Annotated in this window: 16 protein-coding genes; all 16 read left to right on the top strand. The window is 69.9% G+C overall.

What is annotated here, in order from left to right; translation table 11 throughout:
• The first annotated feature begins 2 nt into the window (after positions 1-2).
• Positions 3-2,063 carry a transcription termination factor Rho gene (gene rho / locus ACIBNE_RS16730; RefSeq protein ID WP_399272082.1) on the top strand — a complete coding sequence of 687 codons (2,061 nt, stop codon included), beginning with the start codon at positions 3-5 and terminating at the stop codon, positions 2,061-2,063.
• Positions 2,064-2,306: 243 nt separating this feature from the next.
• Positions 2,307-4,124, top strand: coding sequence for a trypsin-like serine protease (locus ACIBNE_RS16725; protein ID WP_399272080.1), 1,818 nt, complete (start codon positions 2,307-2,309; stop codon positions 4,122-4,124).
• Positions 4,125-4,373: 249 nt separating this feature from the next.
• Positions 4,374-5,465 (top strand): LCP family protein, encoded by a 1,092-nt coding sequence (locus ACIBNE_RS16720; protein ID WP_399272078.1) that lies wholly within the window; start codon positions 4,374-4,376, stop codon positions 5,463-5,465.
• A gap of 179 nt (positions 5,466-5,644) precedes the next feature.
• Positions 5,645-5,866: a 50S ribosomal protein L31 gene (gene rpmE / locus ACIBNE_RS16715; protein ID WP_399272076.1), complete on the top strand. Its 222-nt coding sequence runs from the start codon at positions 5,645-5,647 to the stop codon at positions 5,864-5,866.
• A gap of 114 nt (positions 5,867-5,980) precedes the next feature.
• Positions 5,981-7,060, top strand: a complete 1,080-nt coding sequence (gene prfA, locus ACIBNE_RS16710; protein ID WP_399272074.1) for a peptide chain release factor 1 — start codon at positions 5,981-5,983, stop codon at positions 7,058-7,060.
• Positions 7,061-7,086: 26 nt separating this feature from the next.
• On the top strand, positions 7,087-7,932 hold the full coding sequence (gene prmC / locus ACIBNE_RS16705) for a peptide chain release factor N(5)-glutamine methyltransferase (RefSeq protein WP_399272072.1): 846 nt from the start codon (positions 7,087-7,089) through the stop codon (positions 7,930-7,932).
• A gap of 41 nt (positions 7,933-7,973) precedes the next feature.
• Positions 7,974-8,621 (top strand): L-threonylcarbamoyladenylate synthase, encoded by a 648-nt coding sequence (locus tag ACIBNE_RS16700; RefSeq protein ID WP_399272071.1) that lies wholly within the window; start codon positions 7,974-7,976, stop codon positions 8,619-8,621.
• Entirely contained in the window at positions 8,618-9,265 is a 648-nt protein-coding gene (locus tag ACIBNE_RS16695; protein ID WP_399272068.1) for a protein-tyrosine-phosphatase, read from the top strand. The genes ACIBNE_RS16700 and ACIBNE_RS16695 overlap by 4 nt, the downstream gene beginning before the upstream one ends.
• Positions 9,266-9,595: 330 nt before the next feature.
• A complete protein-coding gene (gene glyA / locus ACIBNE_RS16690) occupies positions 9,596-10,843 on the top strand; it encodes a serine hydroxymethyltransferase (RefSeq protein WP_399272066.1) in 1,248 nt (415 codons plus the stop codon).
• A 111-nt stretch (positions 10,844-10,954) separates the two neighbouring features.
• Positions 10,955-12,298 (top strand): MraY family glycosyltransferase, encoded by a 1,344-nt coding sequence (locus ACIBNE_RS16685; protein ID WP_399272064.1) that lies wholly within the window; start codon positions 10,955-10,957, stop codon positions 12,296-12,298.
• 263 nt (positions 12,299-12,561) lie between these two features.
• The gene (locus ACIBNE_RS16680; protein WP_399272062.1) at positions 12,562-12,999 is read left to right on the top strand and encodes a hypothetical protein; all 438 of its coding nucleotides are present in this window, start codon (positions 12,562-12,564) and stop codon (positions 12,997-12,999) included.
• 273 nt (positions 13,000-13,272) lie between these two features.
• A complete protein-coding gene (gene atpB, locus ACIBNE_RS16675) occupies positions 13,273-14,043 on the top strand; it encodes a F0F1 ATP synthase subunit A (RefSeq protein ID WP_399272943.1) in 771 nt (256 codons plus the stop codon).
• Between the two features lie 73 nt (positions 14,044-14,116).
• Entirely contained in the window at positions 14,117-14,362 is a 246-nt protein-coding gene (gene atpE, locus ACIBNE_RS16670; RefSeq protein ID WP_399272060.1) for an ATP synthase F0 subunit C, read from the top strand.
• Between the two features lie 41 nt (positions 14,363-14,403).
• On the top strand, positions 14,404-14,967 hold the full coding sequence (locus ACIBNE_RS16665; protein ID WP_399272059.1) for a F0F1 ATP synthase subunit B: 564 nt from the start codon (positions 14,404-14,406) through the stop codon (positions 14,965-14,967).
• The gene (locus tag ACIBNE_RS16660; RefSeq protein ID WP_399272057.1) at positions 14,964-15,779 is read left to right on the top strand and encodes a F0F1 ATP synthase subunit delta; all 816 of its coding nucleotides are present in this window, start codon (positions 14,964-14,966) and stop codon (positions 15,777-15,779) included. The genes ACIBNE_RS16665 and ACIBNE_RS16660 overlap by 4 nt, the downstream gene beginning before the upstream one ends.
• Positions 15,780-15,897: 118 nt before the next feature.
• Entirely contained in the window at positions 15,898-17,493 is a 1,596-nt protein-coding gene (gene atpA, locus ACIBNE_RS16655) for a F0F1 ATP synthase subunit alpha (RefSeq protein ID WP_399272055.1), read from the top strand.
• Positions 17,494-17,504 lie beyond the last annotated feature (11 nt).

Below are 17,504 nucleotides of genomic sequence, written 5' to 3'. Positions count from 1 at the left end.
TCGTGAGCGACACCACCGATCTGATGGGCGCGACTGATGCGCCCGCCGCAGGTGCTGCCACTGGCACCACCCCACGGCGCCGCCGTTCCGGCACCGGCCTTGAGGGCATGGTCCTGGCCGAGCTGCAGCAGGTCGCGTCCGGCCTCGGCATCAGGGGCACCGCGCGCATGCGCAAGAGCCAGCTGATCGAGGTCATCAAGGAGGCGCAGGCCGGCTCCGCCGCGCCGAAGAGCGCCGATGCGGGCGCCACCGCCGAGACGAAGCCGAAGCGGCGCACCACCTCCAAGGCGCGTACCGGCGACGAGGCCGCCGAGAAGGCCGCCGACGTCACCAAGGCCGTCAAGGCCCAGGGCGAAGCGCCCGCCAAGGCCGAGAAGGTCGTGGCCCAGCAGCAGATCGAGATCCCCGGCCCCGCCGCGGGCGACGACCAGCCGGTGGGCGAGCGCCGCCGTCGCCGCGCCACCGCGGCCGCGGGCAGCCCCGAGGCCGCCAAGGGCGACGTCAAGACCGAGGCCAAGACGGACCTCAGGACCGAGACCCGGGTCGAGACCCGGTCCGACGCCCCGCAGGGCGAGGCGAAGGGCGACGGGCAGGCCGAGGCCGCCCTCGACACCGCCGAGGGCCGCCGCGACCGCCAGGACCGCGGCCGCGGCGACCGCCGCGAGCGTCAGCGCGACCGCCGTGACCGCGGCGAGCGCGGTGAGCGCGGCGGCAAGGGCGAGGACCAGCAGGGCGGCGGGCGCCAGCAGCGCCAGGGCGGCCAGCAGGGCCAGGGCCAGAGCCAGGGCCAGCAGAACAACGGCCCGCAGGACGACTTCGACGACGAGGGCGGCCGCCGTGGCCGTCGGGGCCGCTACCGCGACCGCCGCGGCCGTCGCGGCCGCGACGACTTCGGCGCCGAGCCGCAGGTGGCCGACGACGACGTCCTGATCCCCGTCGCGGGCATCCTCGACATCCTCGACAACTACGCGTTCATCCGTACGTCTGGCTACCTGCCGGGCCCCAACGACGTGTACGTCTCCCTCGCCCAGGTCCGCAAGAACGGCCTGCGCAAGGGCGACCACGTCACGGGCGCCGTGCGCCAGCCCAAGGACGGCGAGCGCCGCGAGAAGTTCAACGCGCTGGTGCGCCTGGACTCCGCGAACGGCATGGCGGCCGAGTCCGGCCGGGGCCGCCCGGAGTTCCAGAAGCTGACCCCGCTGTACCCGCAGGACCGGATGCGCCTGGAGACCGACCCGGGCGTCCTGACGACCCGGATCATCGACCTCGTGTCGCCGATCGGCAAGGGCCAGCGCGGTCTGATCGTGGCCCCGCCGAAGACCGGCAAGACCATGATCATGCAGGCGATCGCCAACGCGATCACGCACAACAACCCCGAGTGCCACCTGATGGTCGTCCTGGTCGACGAGCGTCCGGAAGAGGTCACCGACATGCAGCGGTCGGTGAAGGGCGAGGTCATCTCCTCGACCTTCGACCGCCCCGCCGAGGACCACACCACCGTCGCCGAGCTGGCCATCGAGCGCGCCAAGCGCCTCGTGGAGCTGGGTCACGACGTGGTCGTCCTGCTCGACTCGATCACCCGCCTGGGGCGTGCGTACAACCTGGCGGCCCCGGCCTCCGGGCGCATCCTCTCCGGTGGTGTCGACTCGACCGCCCTCTACCCGCCGAAGCGCTTCTTCGGTGCGGCCCGCAACATCGAGGACGGCGGCTCGCTGACCATCCTGGCCACCGCGCTGGTCGACACCGGCTCGCGGATGGACGAGGTGATCTTCGAGGAGTTCAAGGGCACCGGCAACATGGAGCTCAAGCTCGACCGGAAGCTCTCGGACAAGCGCATCTTCCCGGCGGTGGACGTCGACGCGTCCAGCACCCGCAAGGAGGAGATCCTGCTCAACTCCGAGGAGCTCTCCATCGTGTGGAAGCTGCGCCGGGTGCTGCACGCGCTCGACTCGCAGCAGGCGATCGAACTGCTCCTCGACAAGATGAAGCAGACGAAGTCGAACGCCGAGTTCCTGATGCAGATCGCGAAGACGACGCCGTCCGCCGGCAACGGCAACGACTGACGTCACCCGCTGTTCCGACGACCGCTCCCGTCACACTGGTGACGGGAGCGGTTTCGCATTGTACGATCGACGCGTCACACGTGGGGGGGAACGTATTTCCGGATGCGCCCACTGAGTTGGCGGAGCCCTGCCCTGAAGTGCCGGGCCGCTCCGCCCCCTTGAGCGGTGGGCTCCTTCCGCCGCGATCATCCAGTGGTTCCTTCTCTCCCCCGCCATGCGTGTGTACCGAAGAGGAGATCCTGAGTGACATTTGCTCTGCGGAAGGCCCGAGCGGCCTTCCCCGCGGCCCTCGTCGCGATCGCGATGGGCGGCGCGGCACTGACCGTCACGCCCGCCCAGGCCGCTGATGTTCCGGCGCCGAAGGTCGACATCCCCGCCCCGCAGGTCGTGTCGGACGTGAAGCTGCGGCAGCGCGTCGAGGCGGCCCTGGAGAACCCGCCCGCCGCGGAGGCCGCGCGTCCCGAGGGCGTCCAGGCGCAGGAGCCGGGCACGGCCGCCGAGGCTCCGGCCAAGAGGCCCGGCGGGGCCGACCCCAAGATCATCGGTGGTGTCGAGGTCCCGGCCTCGTCCATCAAGTGGATGGTTCAGGTCTACACGCCCGAAGGCACCTTCTGCAGCGGCACGCTCATCGCGCCCGCGAAGGTCCTGACGGCGGCGCACTGCGCCTACGGCATGAACTGGAACAACGACAAAGAGTTCGTCGTCGGCGGTGCCACCCAGCGCCTGTCCTGGGACGCCGCCGGCACCCCGGACCTCCACGGCGGCAAGGTCGCCACGGTCAAGCGGGTCTGGACGCACCCCAGTTACAACGACAGCACCCTGAAGGGCGACGTCGCCGTACTGACGCTGGACCGGCCGCTCCACGGCCTGCCCACGCTGAAGTACGCGCCGCCGACCGAGAAGGCCGGCTACGTCCCGGGCACCAAGGCGACGGTGTACGGCTGGGGCCGCACCTCCGGCGCTCCCGGTTCCCCCGCCTCCGAGAAGCTGAAGTCGGCTTCCATCCCGGTCCAGGCCGACTCGGTCTGCCCCGGCTGGGACGAGGCGAAGTCCGACTTCGTGCCGGGCTTCATGTTCTGCGGCGGCAACCCGGCATCGGGCACCGACGCCGGTACGGTCTCGCCGTGCAACGGCGACTCCGGAGGCCCGCTCGTCGTGGGCGGCCGCATCGTCGGCGTCGTCTCCTGGGGCATCCAGGACTGCATCGGTGCGGGCGCGCGCAGCGTCTACGCCAAGGTCGGCACGGTCTCGGTGAACATCAACCACGCCGTCGACGACGCCAGCTGGTGGGACCAGGACGGCTCTCCCAGGGCCGACCTGCTCGCCCGGAACAAGACGAGCAAGCACCTGTTCTCGTACCAGTCGCGGGGCCGTTCGCTCGCGCCCGGCGTGAACGAGGGCCTGTTCGACGCGGTCACCCTGGTGCGCCAGGCGGACATGGACCGGGACGGCAACCAGGACCTGATCTACCGCACGTACAACGGCAAGCTGTACTGGAGCCGTGCGTACTGGAACGAGAACCTGGGCGAGAACGGGGACTACGAGGGCGTCGAGACGCTCATCGGCTCCGGCTGGGGCTCGTTCAAGAACGTCTACATCCCGGGTGACATCTCCGGCGACACGTACCCCGACATCATCGCGACGGACAACAACGGCGTGATGTGGATGTGGAAGGGCCGCGCCAGCGGCACCATCCAGGCCCCGGTGAAGATCGGCACCGGCTGGTCCGGCACCGCCGTGTTCGCCAAGGGCGACTTCGACGCGGACGGCAAGCCCGACCTGCTGGCCCGTGACAACGCGAAGAACCTGCTGCTGTACTCGGGCACCGGCTCCGCCACCGCGCCGATCGGCGCCAAGCGGATCGTCGGCCGAGGCTGGGCCTTCAACGGCTACGCCGCCATCGGCGACGTCAGCGGCGACACCCACCCGGACTTCATGGCGCGTGACGCCGCCGGCAAGCTCTGGGTCTACCCGGGCACCGGCCGGTCCACGAAGATCTTCGACGCGGCGACGCGTTACTCCATCGCCTCCGGCTGGAACTCCTTCGACCTCCTCGGCTGAGCCGGGCGGGCAGAGGAGATCTGCACCACACGGAGGGTCCTCCGGGTCCGCCCGAAACCCTCCGTGGCCTGCTTGAACACGCACTGGGCCCATCGCGCGACGCGCGATGGGCCCAGTGTGCTGACGGGGGCCTCACACCGGTCTGTGCAACCCTTCTAAAGGTTTGGCCGTCTGTACGAGTGTCAACAAACCGTGCCGAAACGTCACGGCTGGGGGGTAGCGGGAAGCACTGGCGAGGACTGAGGAGACATGGCCGAACAGAGCAGGAGCAGCCGGATACGGGGCTCCGGCAAGCGCCGGAAGCAGCGCGGCGGACGCCGCAGGGCCACCACGGTCGCCGCTTGGACCGCGGCGGGCGTCGTGCTCGCGGGCGGCACCGGGCTGGGCTACGTCTACTTCAAGCTCAACGGCAACATCAAGGGCGTCGACATCGACCAGGCGCTGGGCGCCGACCGCCCCGACGACGTCGACAACGGCTCGCAGGACATCCTCGTGCTCGGCTCGGACTCCCGCGCGGGCAAGAACGCCGAGTACGGCGCGGACGAGGGCGGCGCCCGCTCCGACACCGCGATGATCGTCCACGTGTACGAGGGCCACAGGACGGCCAGCGTCGTCTCCATCCCCCGCGACACCCTCGTCGAGCGCCCCGAGTGCACCGACGGGGACGGCACCCGGGTGCCGGGCGAGCAGCGCGCCATGTTCAACACGGCGTACGAGGTCGGCGGCCCGGCCTGCGCGGTGAAGACCGTCGAGAAGCTGTCCGGCATCCGCATGGACCACTACGTCGAGGTCGACTTCACCGGCTTCAAGCACCTCATCGACAAGCTCGGCGGCGTCGAACTCACCACCACCAGGAAGATCGACGACGACAAGAGCCACCTGCACCTCGAACCGGGCACGCACACGCTCGACGGGGAGCAGTCCCTGGGGCTCGTACGGACCAGGAAGAGCGTCGGCGACGGCAGCGACCTCGGCCGCATCCAGCTCCAGCAGGCGTTCATCAAGGCGCTGATCGACCAGGTCAAGCAGGTCGGGGTGTTCACCAACCCGAAGAAGCTCTACGACCTGGCCGACAGCGCCACCAAGGCCGTCACCACCGACTCCAAGCTCGCCTCGGTCCCCAAGCTGGTCTCCTTCGCGAACGGCCTCAAGGGCCTGGGCGCCGACGACGTGCACATGGTGACCCTGCCCGTGCAGTACGACCCGGCCGACCCGAACCGCGTCGTGCCGCTCGCGACCCAGTCCGGGCAGGTCTGGACGGCCCTCAAGCAGGACAGGCCGATCCCGGCGTCCGCGACGAAGGACACCGCGACGGGCCAGGCCGACGGAGTGGTGAAATAGCCGCCCGACCAGGGCCCTGACCAGGCACCGCGCGATTTCCGGCGGCCCCGGGAATACCTCCCCCTCCACCCCGGTTTTGGGAGATGCGGCCGGTCCTGGCAGACTGGTACGTCGGCCCCGGTTCACGGACGCGCAATCCGCGCGTGCGACCCGGCGCCCTCCACGATCTAGGAGACACCTTGAAGCGCGACATCCACCCCGAGTACGTCGAGACGCAGGTCAGCTGCACCTGTGGCGCCTCGTTCACCACCCGCTCGACGCTGAGCAGCGGCAACATCCGTGCCGAAATCTGCTCCGAGTGCCACCCGTTCTACACGGGCAAGCAGAAGATCCTCGACACCGGTGGCCGCGTGGCCCGCTTCGAGGCCCGCTTCGGCAAGGCCGCCGGCTCCGCGAAGTAGCGAGCCACTGCGCCGGTCCTCGGCGCCCCTTCCGCAGGGGCGCCGAGACCGGCGCTTTGTCGTCCCGCGTCCCGCGCAGCCCTTCCGTAAGAGATCCAGTACAGGAGCCCGAAGATGTTCGAGGCGGTCGAGGAACTGATCGGCGAACACGTCGATCTGGAGCAGAAGCTCGCCGATCCGTCGGTCCACGCGGACCAGGCCAACGCGCGCAAGCTCAACAAGCGCTACGCCGAGCTGACCCCGATCGTCGCCACGTACCGCTCCTGGAAGCAGACGGGCGAGGACATCGGCACCGCCCGCGAGCTGGCCGCGGACGACCCCGACTTCGCCGCCGAGGTCAAGGAGCTGGAGAAGCAGCGCGAGGAGCTGACCGAGAAGCTGCGGCTGCTGCTCGTCCCGCGCGACCCCAGCGACGACAAGGACGTGCTCCTGGAGATCAAGGCGGGCGCGGGCGGCGACGAGTCCGCCCTGTTCGCGGGCGACCTGCTGCGCATGTACCTGCGGTACGCCGAGCGCGTCGGCTGGAAGACCGAGATCATCGACTCCACCGAGTCCGAGCTGGGCGGCTACAAGGACGTCCAGGTCGCGGTGAAGACCAAGGGCGGCAACGGCGCGACCGAGCCCGGCCAGGGCGTCTGGGCGCGGCTGAAGTACGAGGGCGGGGTGCACCGCGTGCAGCGCGTGCCCGCCACCGAGTCGCAGGGCCGCATCCACACCTCGGCCGCGGGCGTGCTCGTCACCCCCGAGGCGGAGGAGGTCGACGTCGAGATCAACATGAACGACCTGCGCATCGACGTCTACCGCTCCTCGGGCCCCGGCGGCCAGTCCGTCAACACCACCGACTCGGCCGTGCGCATCACGCACATCCCGACCGGTGTGGTGGCCTCCTGCCAGAACGAGAAGAGCCAGCTCCAGAACAAGGAGCAGGCCATGCGCATCCTGCGCTCCAGGCTGCTCGCCGCGGCCCAGGAGAAGGCCGAGGCCGAGGCCGCCGACGCGCGCCGCAGCCAGGTGCGCACCGTCGACAGGTCCGAGAAGATCCGTACGTACAACTTCCCGGAAAACCGCATCTCGGACCACCGCGTCGGCTTCAAGGCGTACAACTTGGACCAGGTGCTCGACGGAGAGCTCGACGCCGTGATCCAGGCGTGCGTCGACGCCGACTCCGCCGCCAAGCTCGCCGCCGCCCAATAAGCCCCCCTCAGCCCGGAGGATCCAGCGTGAACCTGCTGCTTGCCGAGGTGGCCCAGGCCACCCAGCGGCTGGCCGACGCCGGCGTGCCCTCACCGCGCTTCGACGCGGAGGAGCTCGCCGCGTTCGTGCACGGCGTGAAGCGGGGGGAGCTGCACAACGTCAAGGACGCCGACTTCGACGCCCGCTACTGGGAGGCCGTCGCCCGCCGCGAGGCGCGCGAACCGCTCCAGCACATCACCGGGCGCGCGTTCTTCCGCTACCTGGAACTGTCGGTGGGCCCCGGCGTCTTCGTGCCCCGCCCCGAGACCGAGTCGGTCGTCGGCTGGGCCATAGACGCCGTGCGCGCCATGGACGTCGTCGAGCCGCTGATCGTCGACCTCTGCACGGGCTCGGGGGCCATCGCGCTCGCCATGGCCCAGGAGGTCCCGCGCTCCCGGGTGCACGCGGTGGAGCTGTCCGACGACGCCCTCGCGTACACCCGCAAGAACGCCGAGGGCTCGCGCGTCACCGTCCACCAGGGCGACGCCCGCACCGCGCTGCCCGAGCTGGACGGCCAGGTCGACCTGGTGGTCTCCAACCCGCCGTACATCCCGCTCACCGAGTGGGAGTACGTCGCCCCCGAGGCCCGCGACCACGACCCCGACATGGCGCTCTTCTCCGGCGAGGACGGCCTCGACCTCATCCGGGGCATCGAACGCACCGCGCACCGGCTGCTGCGGCCCGGCGGCCTCGTCGTGATCGAGCACGCCGACACCCAGGGCGGCCAGGTGCCGTGGATCTTCAACGAGGAGTCCGGCTGGGCGGACGCGGCCGACCACCCCGACCTGAACAACCGCCCGCGCTTCGCGACGGCACGCAAGGCGCTGCCGTAATGACGACTTTCACTGTGTACGTGTACGAGGAGGCCCGCTAAATGGCTCGGCGATACGACTGCAACGACGCGACGGACCGTACGACCGGTCTGCGCGAAGCCGCATCGGCCGTCCGCCGCGGCGAGCTGGTCGTGCTGCCCACCGACACCGTGTACGGCATCGGTGCGGACGCCTTCAGCTCCGAGGGCGTGGCCGACCTGCTGGAGGCCAAGGGCCGCGGGCGCAACATGCCCACGCCCGTCCTGATCGGCTCCCCGAACACCCTGCACGGCCTGGTCACGGACTTCTCCGAGGCCGCCTGGGAGCTCGTCGACGCCTTCTGGCCCGGCGCGCTCACGCTGGTCGCCAAGCACCAGCCGTCCCTCCAGTGGGACCTCGGCGACACCCGCGGCACGGTTGCGGTCCGGATGCCGCTGCACCCGGTCGCCATCGAGCTGCTGACCGAGACCGGCCCCATGGCCGTCTCCTCCGCCAACCTCACGGGACACCCGGCCCCCGAGAACTGCGACTCCGCGCAGGACATGCTCGGCGACTCCGTCTCGGTGTACCTCGACGGCGGCCCGACGCCCGGCATCGTGCCGTCCTCGATCGTGGACGTCACCGGCCGGGTGCCGGTGCTGCTGCGGGCGGGCGCGCTCTCCGCGGAGGAGCTGCGCAAGGTCGTGCCCGACCTCGAGGTGGCCAATTGACCAGCCCTGAAGAGGGGCGTGGCATAGGCCGGGACGAGTCCGTCCGCGCCTTCCGGATCCTCCACGTCAGCACCGGCAACGTCTGCCGCTCGCCGATCACCGAGCGGCTGACCCGGCACGCCCTGGCGGACCGCCTCGGCGACCCCTTCGCGGGGGGCCTGATCGTGGAGAGCGCGGGCACGTGGGGGCACGAGGGCGCCCCGATGGAGGCCAACGCCGAGCTCGTGCTCGCCGACTTCGGCGCGGACCCCACGGGGTTCGTCGGCCGCGAGCTCCTCGACGAGCACGTCATCCGCGCGGACCTGGTGCTCACCGCGACCCGCGACCACCGCGCGCAGGTCATCTCGATGGGGCACTCGGCGGGGCTGCGCACCTTCACCCTGAAGGAGTTCACCCGTCTCGTACGGGCCATCGACCCGGCGACGCTGCCCGACCCCCGGGACGAGGGCGTCGTGGAGCGCGCCCAGGCGCTGGTGCGCGCGGCGGCGGCGCTGCGGGGGTGGCTGCTCGCGCCCAGCGCGGAGGCGGACGAGGTGTACGACCCGTACGGGGCGCCGATCACCTTCTTCCGTTCGGTCGGCGACGAGATCAACCAGGCGCTGGACCCCGTGGTGACGGCCCTGACGGGCGTGGGCACGGAGTAACGCCGTCGCGGGGGCGGGGTGCCTTGTGGCGGGCCCGCCGGGCGTGGGTGCTCACCTGCGGGTCGGTGGTGGGCCGGTCGCGCAGTTCCCCGCGCCCCTGACGGGGCGCCTGTGCTGAACCGGTCCGGTACGGAGTACTGCCCAGGGGCGCGGGGAACTGCGCAGTCTTGACGCCCCCGGCAGGGTTTCGGGAAGGGTAGGGGACTGGCTCCGCGCAGCGGTCCGCGCACCCGCACCGAACACCGCACCCGCACCCGTGCCCCGCTCCGCCGCGCGCCCGCCCCGCCCCCGACCTACATTGGAAAGCCCCCACCCGTCTGGGAGCCCCGGATGCCGGTCACCGCCACTGCCGCCGCTCGCCCCGCCCCCGCCACGGGCGCCGACGCACTGCGCCGCCAGGATCCGCAGATCGCCGACGTCCTCGCCGCCGAGCGCGACCGCCAGGCCGACACGCTCCAGCTGATCGCCGCCGAGAACTTCACCTCGCCCGCGGTGCTCGCCGCCCTCGCCTCACCGCTGGCGAACAAGTACGCGGAGGGCTACCCGGGCGCCCGCCACCACGGCGGCTGCGGGCTGGCCGACACGGCCGAGCGCATCGCGGTCGAGCGCGCCCGCGCCCTCTTCGGCGCCGCGCACGCCAACGTCCAGCCGCACTCCGGCTCCTCCGCCGTCCTCGCCGCGTACGCCGCGCTGCTGCGCCCCGGGGACACCGTCCTGGCCATGGGCCTGCGGCACGGCGGACACCTCACGCACGGCTCGCCCGCCAACTTCTCCGGCCGCTGGTTCGACTTCGTCGGCTACGGCGTCGACGCCGAGAGCGGGCTCATCGACTACGAGCAGGTGCGCGCGCTCGCGCGACGGCACCGCCCGAAGGCGATCGTCTGCGGCTCGATCAGCTACCCCCGCCATCCGGACTACGCCCGTTTCCGTGACATCGCCGACGAGGCGGGCGCCTATCTCATCGCGGACGCCGCGCACCCGATCGGCCTGGTCGCCGGGGGAGCGGCGCCCAATCCGGTGCCGTACGCGGACGTCGTCTGCGCGACCACGCACAAGGTGCTGCGCGGCCCGCGCGGCGGCATGGTCCTGTGCGGCGACGAGCTGGCGGAGCGCATCGATCGCGCCGTTTTCCCGTTCACGCAAGGAGGCGCCCAGATGCACACGATCGCGGCGAAGGCGGTGGCCTTCGGGGAGGCGGCGACGCCGGCCTTCACCGCGTACGCCCATCAGGTGGTCGACAACGCGCGCGTGCTGGCCGCGGGGCTCGCCGCCGAGGGCTTCGCCGTCACCACCGGCGGCACGGACACCCACCTGATCACCGCCGACCCGCGCCCGCTGGGCTTCGACGGCCCTGCCGCGCGCGGGCTGCTGGCCGCCGCGGGGCTGGTCCTGGACACCTGCGCGCTGCCGTACGGGGACGAGCGCGGCATCCGGCTGGGCACCGCCGCGGTCACCACGCAGGGGATGGGGCAGGAGGCGATGGCGCGCGTCGCGGGCCTGTTCAGGGCGGCCCTGGAGCGGCAGCCGGACGTCCGCGAGGCGGTCAGGGAGTTGGCTCACGATCACCCGCCCCGTTAGACCCGGCGGCGGTTCGTGCAACCATCGCCCGTACCCGCATGTCCTCAAGCACGTGATGAACGAAGCTAGGGTGTGGGGCTGAGACAGCCGGCGAGATCTGTGGGGCAGCCCGTGCGTGATTATCTGCTGACGCTCTGTGTCACGGCTGCGGTGACGTATCTGCTCACCGGGCCGGTTCGGAAGTTCGCCATCGCGGCCGGCGCCATGCCGGAGATCCGCGCGCGCGACGTGCACCGCGAACCGACACCGCGGCTCGGCGGAATCGCCATGTTCTTCGGGCTCTGCGCCGGACTGGTCGTCGCCGACCACCTGGCCAACCTCAACAGCGTGTTCGAGCTCTCCAACGAGCCGCGCGCCCTGCTCTCGGGCGCCGCGCTGATCTGGCTGATCGGCGTCCTCGACGACAAGTTCGAGATCGACGCGCTGATCAAGCTGGGCGGCCAGTTCATCGCCGCGGGCGTCATGGTCATGCAGGGCCTCACGATCCTCTGGCTGCCGATCCCCGGCGTCGGCACGGTCGCCCTGACGCAGTGGCAGGGCACCCTGCTCACCGTCGCGTTGGTCGTCATCACCATCAACGCGGTCAACTTCGTCGACGGCCTCGACGGCCTCGCGGCGGGCATGGTCTACATCGCGTCCTCGGCGTTCTTCCTGTACGCGTACCGGATCTGGTACTCGTACGGCATCGAGGCCGCCGCCCCCGCCACCCTCTTCGCCGCCATCCTGATGGGCATGTGCATGGGCTTCCTGCCGCACAACATGCACCCCGCCAGGATCTTCATGGGCGACTCGGGCTCGATGCTGATCGGCCTGGTGCTGGCCGCCGCCGCGATCTCGGTCACGGGCCAGGTCGACCCCGACGCCCTGCGGATCTTCGAGGGCTCGACCCGCGAGGCCACCCACGCGGCGCTGCCGGTCTTCATCCCGCTGCTGCTGCCGCTGACGATCATCGCGATCCCGTTCGCCGACCTGGTGCTCGCGGTCGCGCGCCGCACCTGGAACGGCCAGTCGCCGTTCGCCGCCGACCGGGGCCACCTGCACCACCGGCTCCTGGAGATCGGCCACTCGCACAGCAGGGCCGTGCTGATCATGTACTTCTGGTCGGCGCTGATCGCCTTCGGCGTCGTCGCCTATTCGGTGCACTCGGCGTCGATGTGGATCGTGCTGGTCGTCGTCGCGCTCAGCGCGGTGGGTCTCGTCCTGCTCCTGCTGCCGCGTTTCACCCCGCGCGCGCCCCGCTGGGCCGAGTCCTTCGTGCCGCCGCGCTACCGGCGCCCCACGGACGCCCAGGAGGCCGTCTCCGGGGCTGCTGGGGCCGATGTGACGGATGGGACGGGGGAGGTCGAGGAGGAGCCGGAGGAGCGCACTCCGGTGGCTGCGGGCGTCAACGGAGCGACCGCCGTGGGCCCCCGTTCCCGCTTCCCCGACCGGCGGAAGGCCGGTTCGTCGCGCTGACGATTTAGGATGTCGGTGTCCATTACCAGACAAAGAGCCGCTCGCGCGTGCACACACGTGCGCGTTCACTCTCATGTGTGACCGTAAGCACACTTTCTTGGTAAAGACCTCATCAAATAGTTTGTGATACGGTTCACGAGACCCGGTGACAGAGCCGAAGACCGTAGTGCGACGGTCAATCGGTCCGAGAACACACCTCGGAGCCGGGCCTACGCTCGTCCATGACGACACCACTGCCCCCACCATCGAGCGGAGCTGCCGCCATGCCGTCCAACGACGCGCGCACTCTTCTGCAAACCGCCGTACCCACCGCTGCCGCCGGCGCCGTCGCCGCCGGGATCAGCGCGGGCATCGCCGGTGGCAAGGGTGCACTCGGTGCTGTCGTCGGGACCGTGGTGGTGATCCTCTTCATGGGGATCGGCCTGCTGGTGCTCCAGCGCACCGCGAAGTCCCTGCCGCAGCTGTTCCAGGCGATGGGGCTGATGCTCTACACGACCCAGCTGCTGCTGCTCTTCGTGTTCGTCGGGATGTTCAAGGACACCGACCTCTTCAATCCCAAGTGCTTCGCGATCACTCTGCTCGCGACGACGCTCGTGTGGATCGCCGCTCAGGCCCGGTCGCACATGAAGGCCAAGATCCTGTACGTCGAACCCGAGTCCGCCAAGGGCGAGAAGCCCGAGAAGACGGGCTCGTCGACGTGAAGGGTAGGGGCGGTATAAGTGCGCGTTCGAGATCCTGCTATCGTCCGGTGCCAACTGCGGCACTGCGGGCACAGGCACTTGAGCTGACGCCTGCTCAATCGCGAGGCTCACTGCCTGACTGCCGCCCCATTACCCGTTACACCAGTCCAGTGCCGAACTGCGGCTCCATGCCGCGCCGACACAACGAGGTTGCCGTACCTATGCGCCACGCTGAAGGAGCCCGCGGTGAGTGCTGAACAGACCGAGCTCGCCTTTGACTGGAGCTGCCGCATCCTGTCCGACAACGGATGTGGATTCCCGGCTCCTGGCCTGCACTCCTTCCTCTTCAAGCCGATGTTCACCGTCGGCGGGTTCGAGTTCAACAAGGTGATGCTGCTCGCGCTGCTCACCACGTTGATCGTCATCACTTTCTTCTACGCCGCTTTCGGCAAGTCGAAGGTGGTCCCGGGGAAGCTGCAGCTGATCGGTGAGGCCGGCTACGACTTCGTGCGCCGCGGCATCGTGTACGAGACGCTCGGCAAGCGGGACGGCGAGAAGTACGTCCCCGTCATGGTGTCGCTGTTCTTCTTCATCTGGATCATGAACATCTGGTCCGTGATTCCGCTGGCCCAGTTCCCCGTCAGCTCGGTCATCGCCTATCCGATGGTCCTCGCGCTGATCGTGTACTTCATCTGGCTGCCGCTGACCTTCAAGAAGCACGGCCTCGTGGGCGGCTTCAAGAACATCACGGGTTACGACAAGGAACTCGGCGGTGTCCTGCCGCTGGTCATGACCATCGAGTTCTTCTCGAACGTCCTGGTCCGCCCCTTCACGCACGCGGTGCGACTCTTCGCGAACATGTTCGCGGGCCACCTGCTCCTCGTGATGTTCACGGTCTCCAGCTGGTACCTGCTGAACAGCTGGATGATCCCGGCCGCGGGCGTCTCGTTCGTGATGACCATGGTCATGATCCTCTTCGAGCTTTTCGTGCAGGCCGTCCAGGCGTACGTCTTCGTCCTCCTGGCCTGCACCTACGTTCAGGGCGCGCTCGCAGAGCACCACTGAGCCTCCCCCTCCAAACCAACAGACGTCCGGTGGCCAACCCCCACCGGTCCGTGAAAGAGAAGGAAGAACCGGCATGTCCGCTCTCACGAACCTCGCTGAGCTCCAGGGTGACATCAAGGCCCTCGGCTCCATCGGCTACGGTCTCGCCGCCATCGGCCCCGGCGTCGGCGTCGGCATCATCTTCGGCAACGGCACCCAGGCGCTGGCCCGTCAGCCCGAGGCCGCCGGCCTGATCCGTGCCAACCAGATCCTCGGCTTCGCCTTCTGTGAGGCGCTCGCCCTCATCGGCATCGTCATGCCGTTCGTCTACGGCTCCTGATCGCCGCAGACGAATAGCCCCGTTCGACGAAAGGCACTGATGTGTACGCGCTGGTAGAGCTGGCGTCGGGGGAAGAGCAGAACCCCCTCATCCCGCCGGGACCCGAACTGCTCGTCGGCACCATCGCCTTCGCCATCGTCTTCTTCGTCTTCTGGAAGAAGCTCATCCCGAACATCAACAAGGTTCTCGAAGAGCGCCAGAAGGCGATCGTCGGTGGCATGGAAGAGGCCGACGCCGCCAAGGTCGAGGCCCAGAGCGTGCTGGAGCAGTACAAGGCCCAGCTCGCCGAGGCCCGTCACGAGGCCGCGCGTCTCCGCCAGGAGGCGACGGAGCAGGGTGTCGCGATCGTCGCCGAGATGAAGGCGGAAGGCCAGCGGCAGCGCGAGGAGATCGTCGCCGCCGGTCACGCTCAGATCGAGGCCGACCGCAAGGCCGCGTCCTCCGCCCTCCGTCAGGACGTGGGCAAGCTCGCCACCGACCTGGCGAGCAAGCTCGTGGGCGAGTCCCTTGAGGACCACGCCCGCCAGAGCCGGACCATCGACCGCTTCCTCGACGAGCTTGAGGCGAGCGCTTCGAACACCGAGAAGGCTGGGGCTGCCCGATGAACGGAGCGAGCCGCGAGGCACTGGCTGCCGCGCGCGAGCGCCTCGACGCACTGACCGACAACACCTCGGTCGACGCGGCGAAGCTCGCCGAGGAGCTGGCCGCCGTCACCGCGCTGCTCGACCGCGAGGTCTCGCTGCGTCGGGTCCTGACCGACCCGGCGCAGAGCGGCGAGGCCAAGGCCGAGCTCGCCCAGCGCCTGCTGGGCGGACAGGTGGGCGGCGAGACCGCCGACCTCGTCAGCGGCATGGTCAGGTCGCGCTGGTCCGCGCCGCGCGACCTGGTCGACTCGATCGAGGAGCTGGCGGACACCGCCGACCTCACCGCCGCGCAGAAGTCCGGCACCCTGGACGACGTCGAGGACGAGCTCTTCCGGTTCGGCCGCATCGTCGAGTCCAGCACCGAGCTGCGCGCCGCGCTCACCGACAAGACGGCCACCTCCGCCGCCAAGGGCGAGCTGCTGCGCAGCCTGCTCGGCGGGAAGGCCGCCCAGGTCACCGAGCGCGTCATCGTCCGTCTTGTGGCCCAGCCCCGGGGACGTAGCCTGGAAGCGGGACTCGACTCCCTGTCCAGGCTCGCCGCGGCGCGCCGGGACCGCATGGTGGCCGTCGTCACCTCGGCGGTGCCGCTGACCGACCAGCAGAAGCAGCGCCTCGGCGCCGCGCTGGCCAAGGTCTACGGCCGCCAGATGCACCTCAACCTCGACGTGGACCCCGCGGTCCTCGGCGGGATCTCGGTGCGGGTCGGCGACGAGCTGATCAACGGCACCGTCGCGGACCGCCTCGACGAGGCGACCCGCCGCATGGCCGGCTGACAGCCACCAACTGAACAAGCATGAACTGCGGCCCGGTTGGGCCGTGCAGAGGATTACTGGGGGTCGCCCCCAGACCCCTAGAAAACTTCGGGCCCAACAAGGAGAGCAGGGAACCCAGATGGCGGAGCTCACGATCCGGCCGGAGGAGATCCGGGACGCGCTGGAGAACTTTGTCCAGGCGTACAAGCCGGACGCGGCCTCGCGCGAGGAGGTCGGTACGGTCAGCCTGGCCGGCGACGGCATCGCGAAGATCGAGGGTCTTCCCTCGGCCATGGCGAACGAGCTGCTGAAGTTCGAGGACGGCACTCTCGGTCTCGCGCTGAACCTGGAAGAGCGCGAGATCGGCGCGATCGTCCTCGGTGAGTTCAGCGGTATCGAGGAGGGACAGTCGGTGCAGCGCACCGGCGAGGTCCTCTCCGTCGGTGTCGGCGACAAGTACCTCGGTCGCGTCGTCGACCCGCTCGGCAACCCGATCGACGGCCTCGGCGAGATCGAGACCGAGGGCCGCCGCGCCCTCGAACTGCAGGCGCCCGGCGTCATGCAGCGCAAGTCGGTCCACGAGCCGATGGAGACCGGCTACAAGGCCGTCGACGCCATGACCCCGGTCGGCCGCGGCCAGCGTCAGCTGATCATCGGCGACCGCCAGACCGGCAAGACCGCCCTGGCCGTCGACACGATCATCAACCAGCGCGACAACTGGCGCTCGGGCGACGTGAACAAGCAGGTCCGCTGCATCTACGTCGCCATCGGCCAGAAGGGCTCCACCATCGCGTCCGTGCGCGGCGCGCTGGAGGAGGCGGGCGCGCTGGAGTACACGACCATCGTCGCGGCTCCGGCCTCCGACCCGGCCGGCTTCAAGTACCTGGCGCCGTACACCGGCTCGGCCATCGGCCAGCACTGGATGTACCAGGGCAAGCACGTCCTGATCGTCTTCGACGACCTGTCGAAGCAGGCCGACGCCTACCGCGCCGTGTCGCTGCTGCTGCGCCGTCCGCCGGGCCGCGAGGCCTACCCGGGTGACGTCTTCTACGTCCACTCCCGTCTGCTGGAGCGCTGCGCGAAGCTCTCCGACGACATGGGCGCGGGCTCGATGACCGGTCTGCCGATCGTCGAGACCAAGGCCAACGACGTCTCGGCGTTCATCCCGACCAACGTCATCTCCATCACCGACGGCCAGTGCTTCCTGGAGTCGGACCTCTTCAACGCCGGTCAGCGCCCCGCGCTGAACGTCGGTATCTCCGTCTCCCGAGTCGGTGGTTCCGCGCAGCACAAGGCGATGAAGCAGATCTCCGGCCGCCTCCGCGTGGACCTCGCCCAGTTCCGTGAGCTGGAGGCGTTCGCCGCCTTCGGTTCCGACCTGGACGCCGCGTCGAAGGCGCAGCTGGAGCGCGGTCAGCGGATGGTCGAGCTGCTGAAGCAGGCTCAGTACCAGCCGATGCCGACCGAGAACCAGGTCGTCTCCGTCTGGGCCGGCACCACCGGCAAGATGGACGACGTCCCGGTCGCCGACATCCGTCGCTTCGAGTCGGAGCTGCTCGCTTACCTGAAGCAGAGCCACTCGGGTCTGATGAGCTCCATCCGTGAGGGCGGCAAGATGTCGGACGACACCCTGCAGTCCGTCGGTGACGCCATCGCGGAGTTCAAGAAGCAGTTCGAGACCTCTGACGGCAAGCTGCTCGGCGAAGACGCGCCCGCCGTCAACGTCTCGAAGTGACGACGGAAGGG

It is taken from the genome of Streptomyces sp. NPDC050504 (assembly GCF_044458065.1).
GTDB lineage: Bacteria > Actinomycetota > Actinomycetes > Streptomycetales > Streptomycetaceae > Streptomyces.
This window is presented reverse-complemented; position numbering and strand designations above follow the sequence as displayed.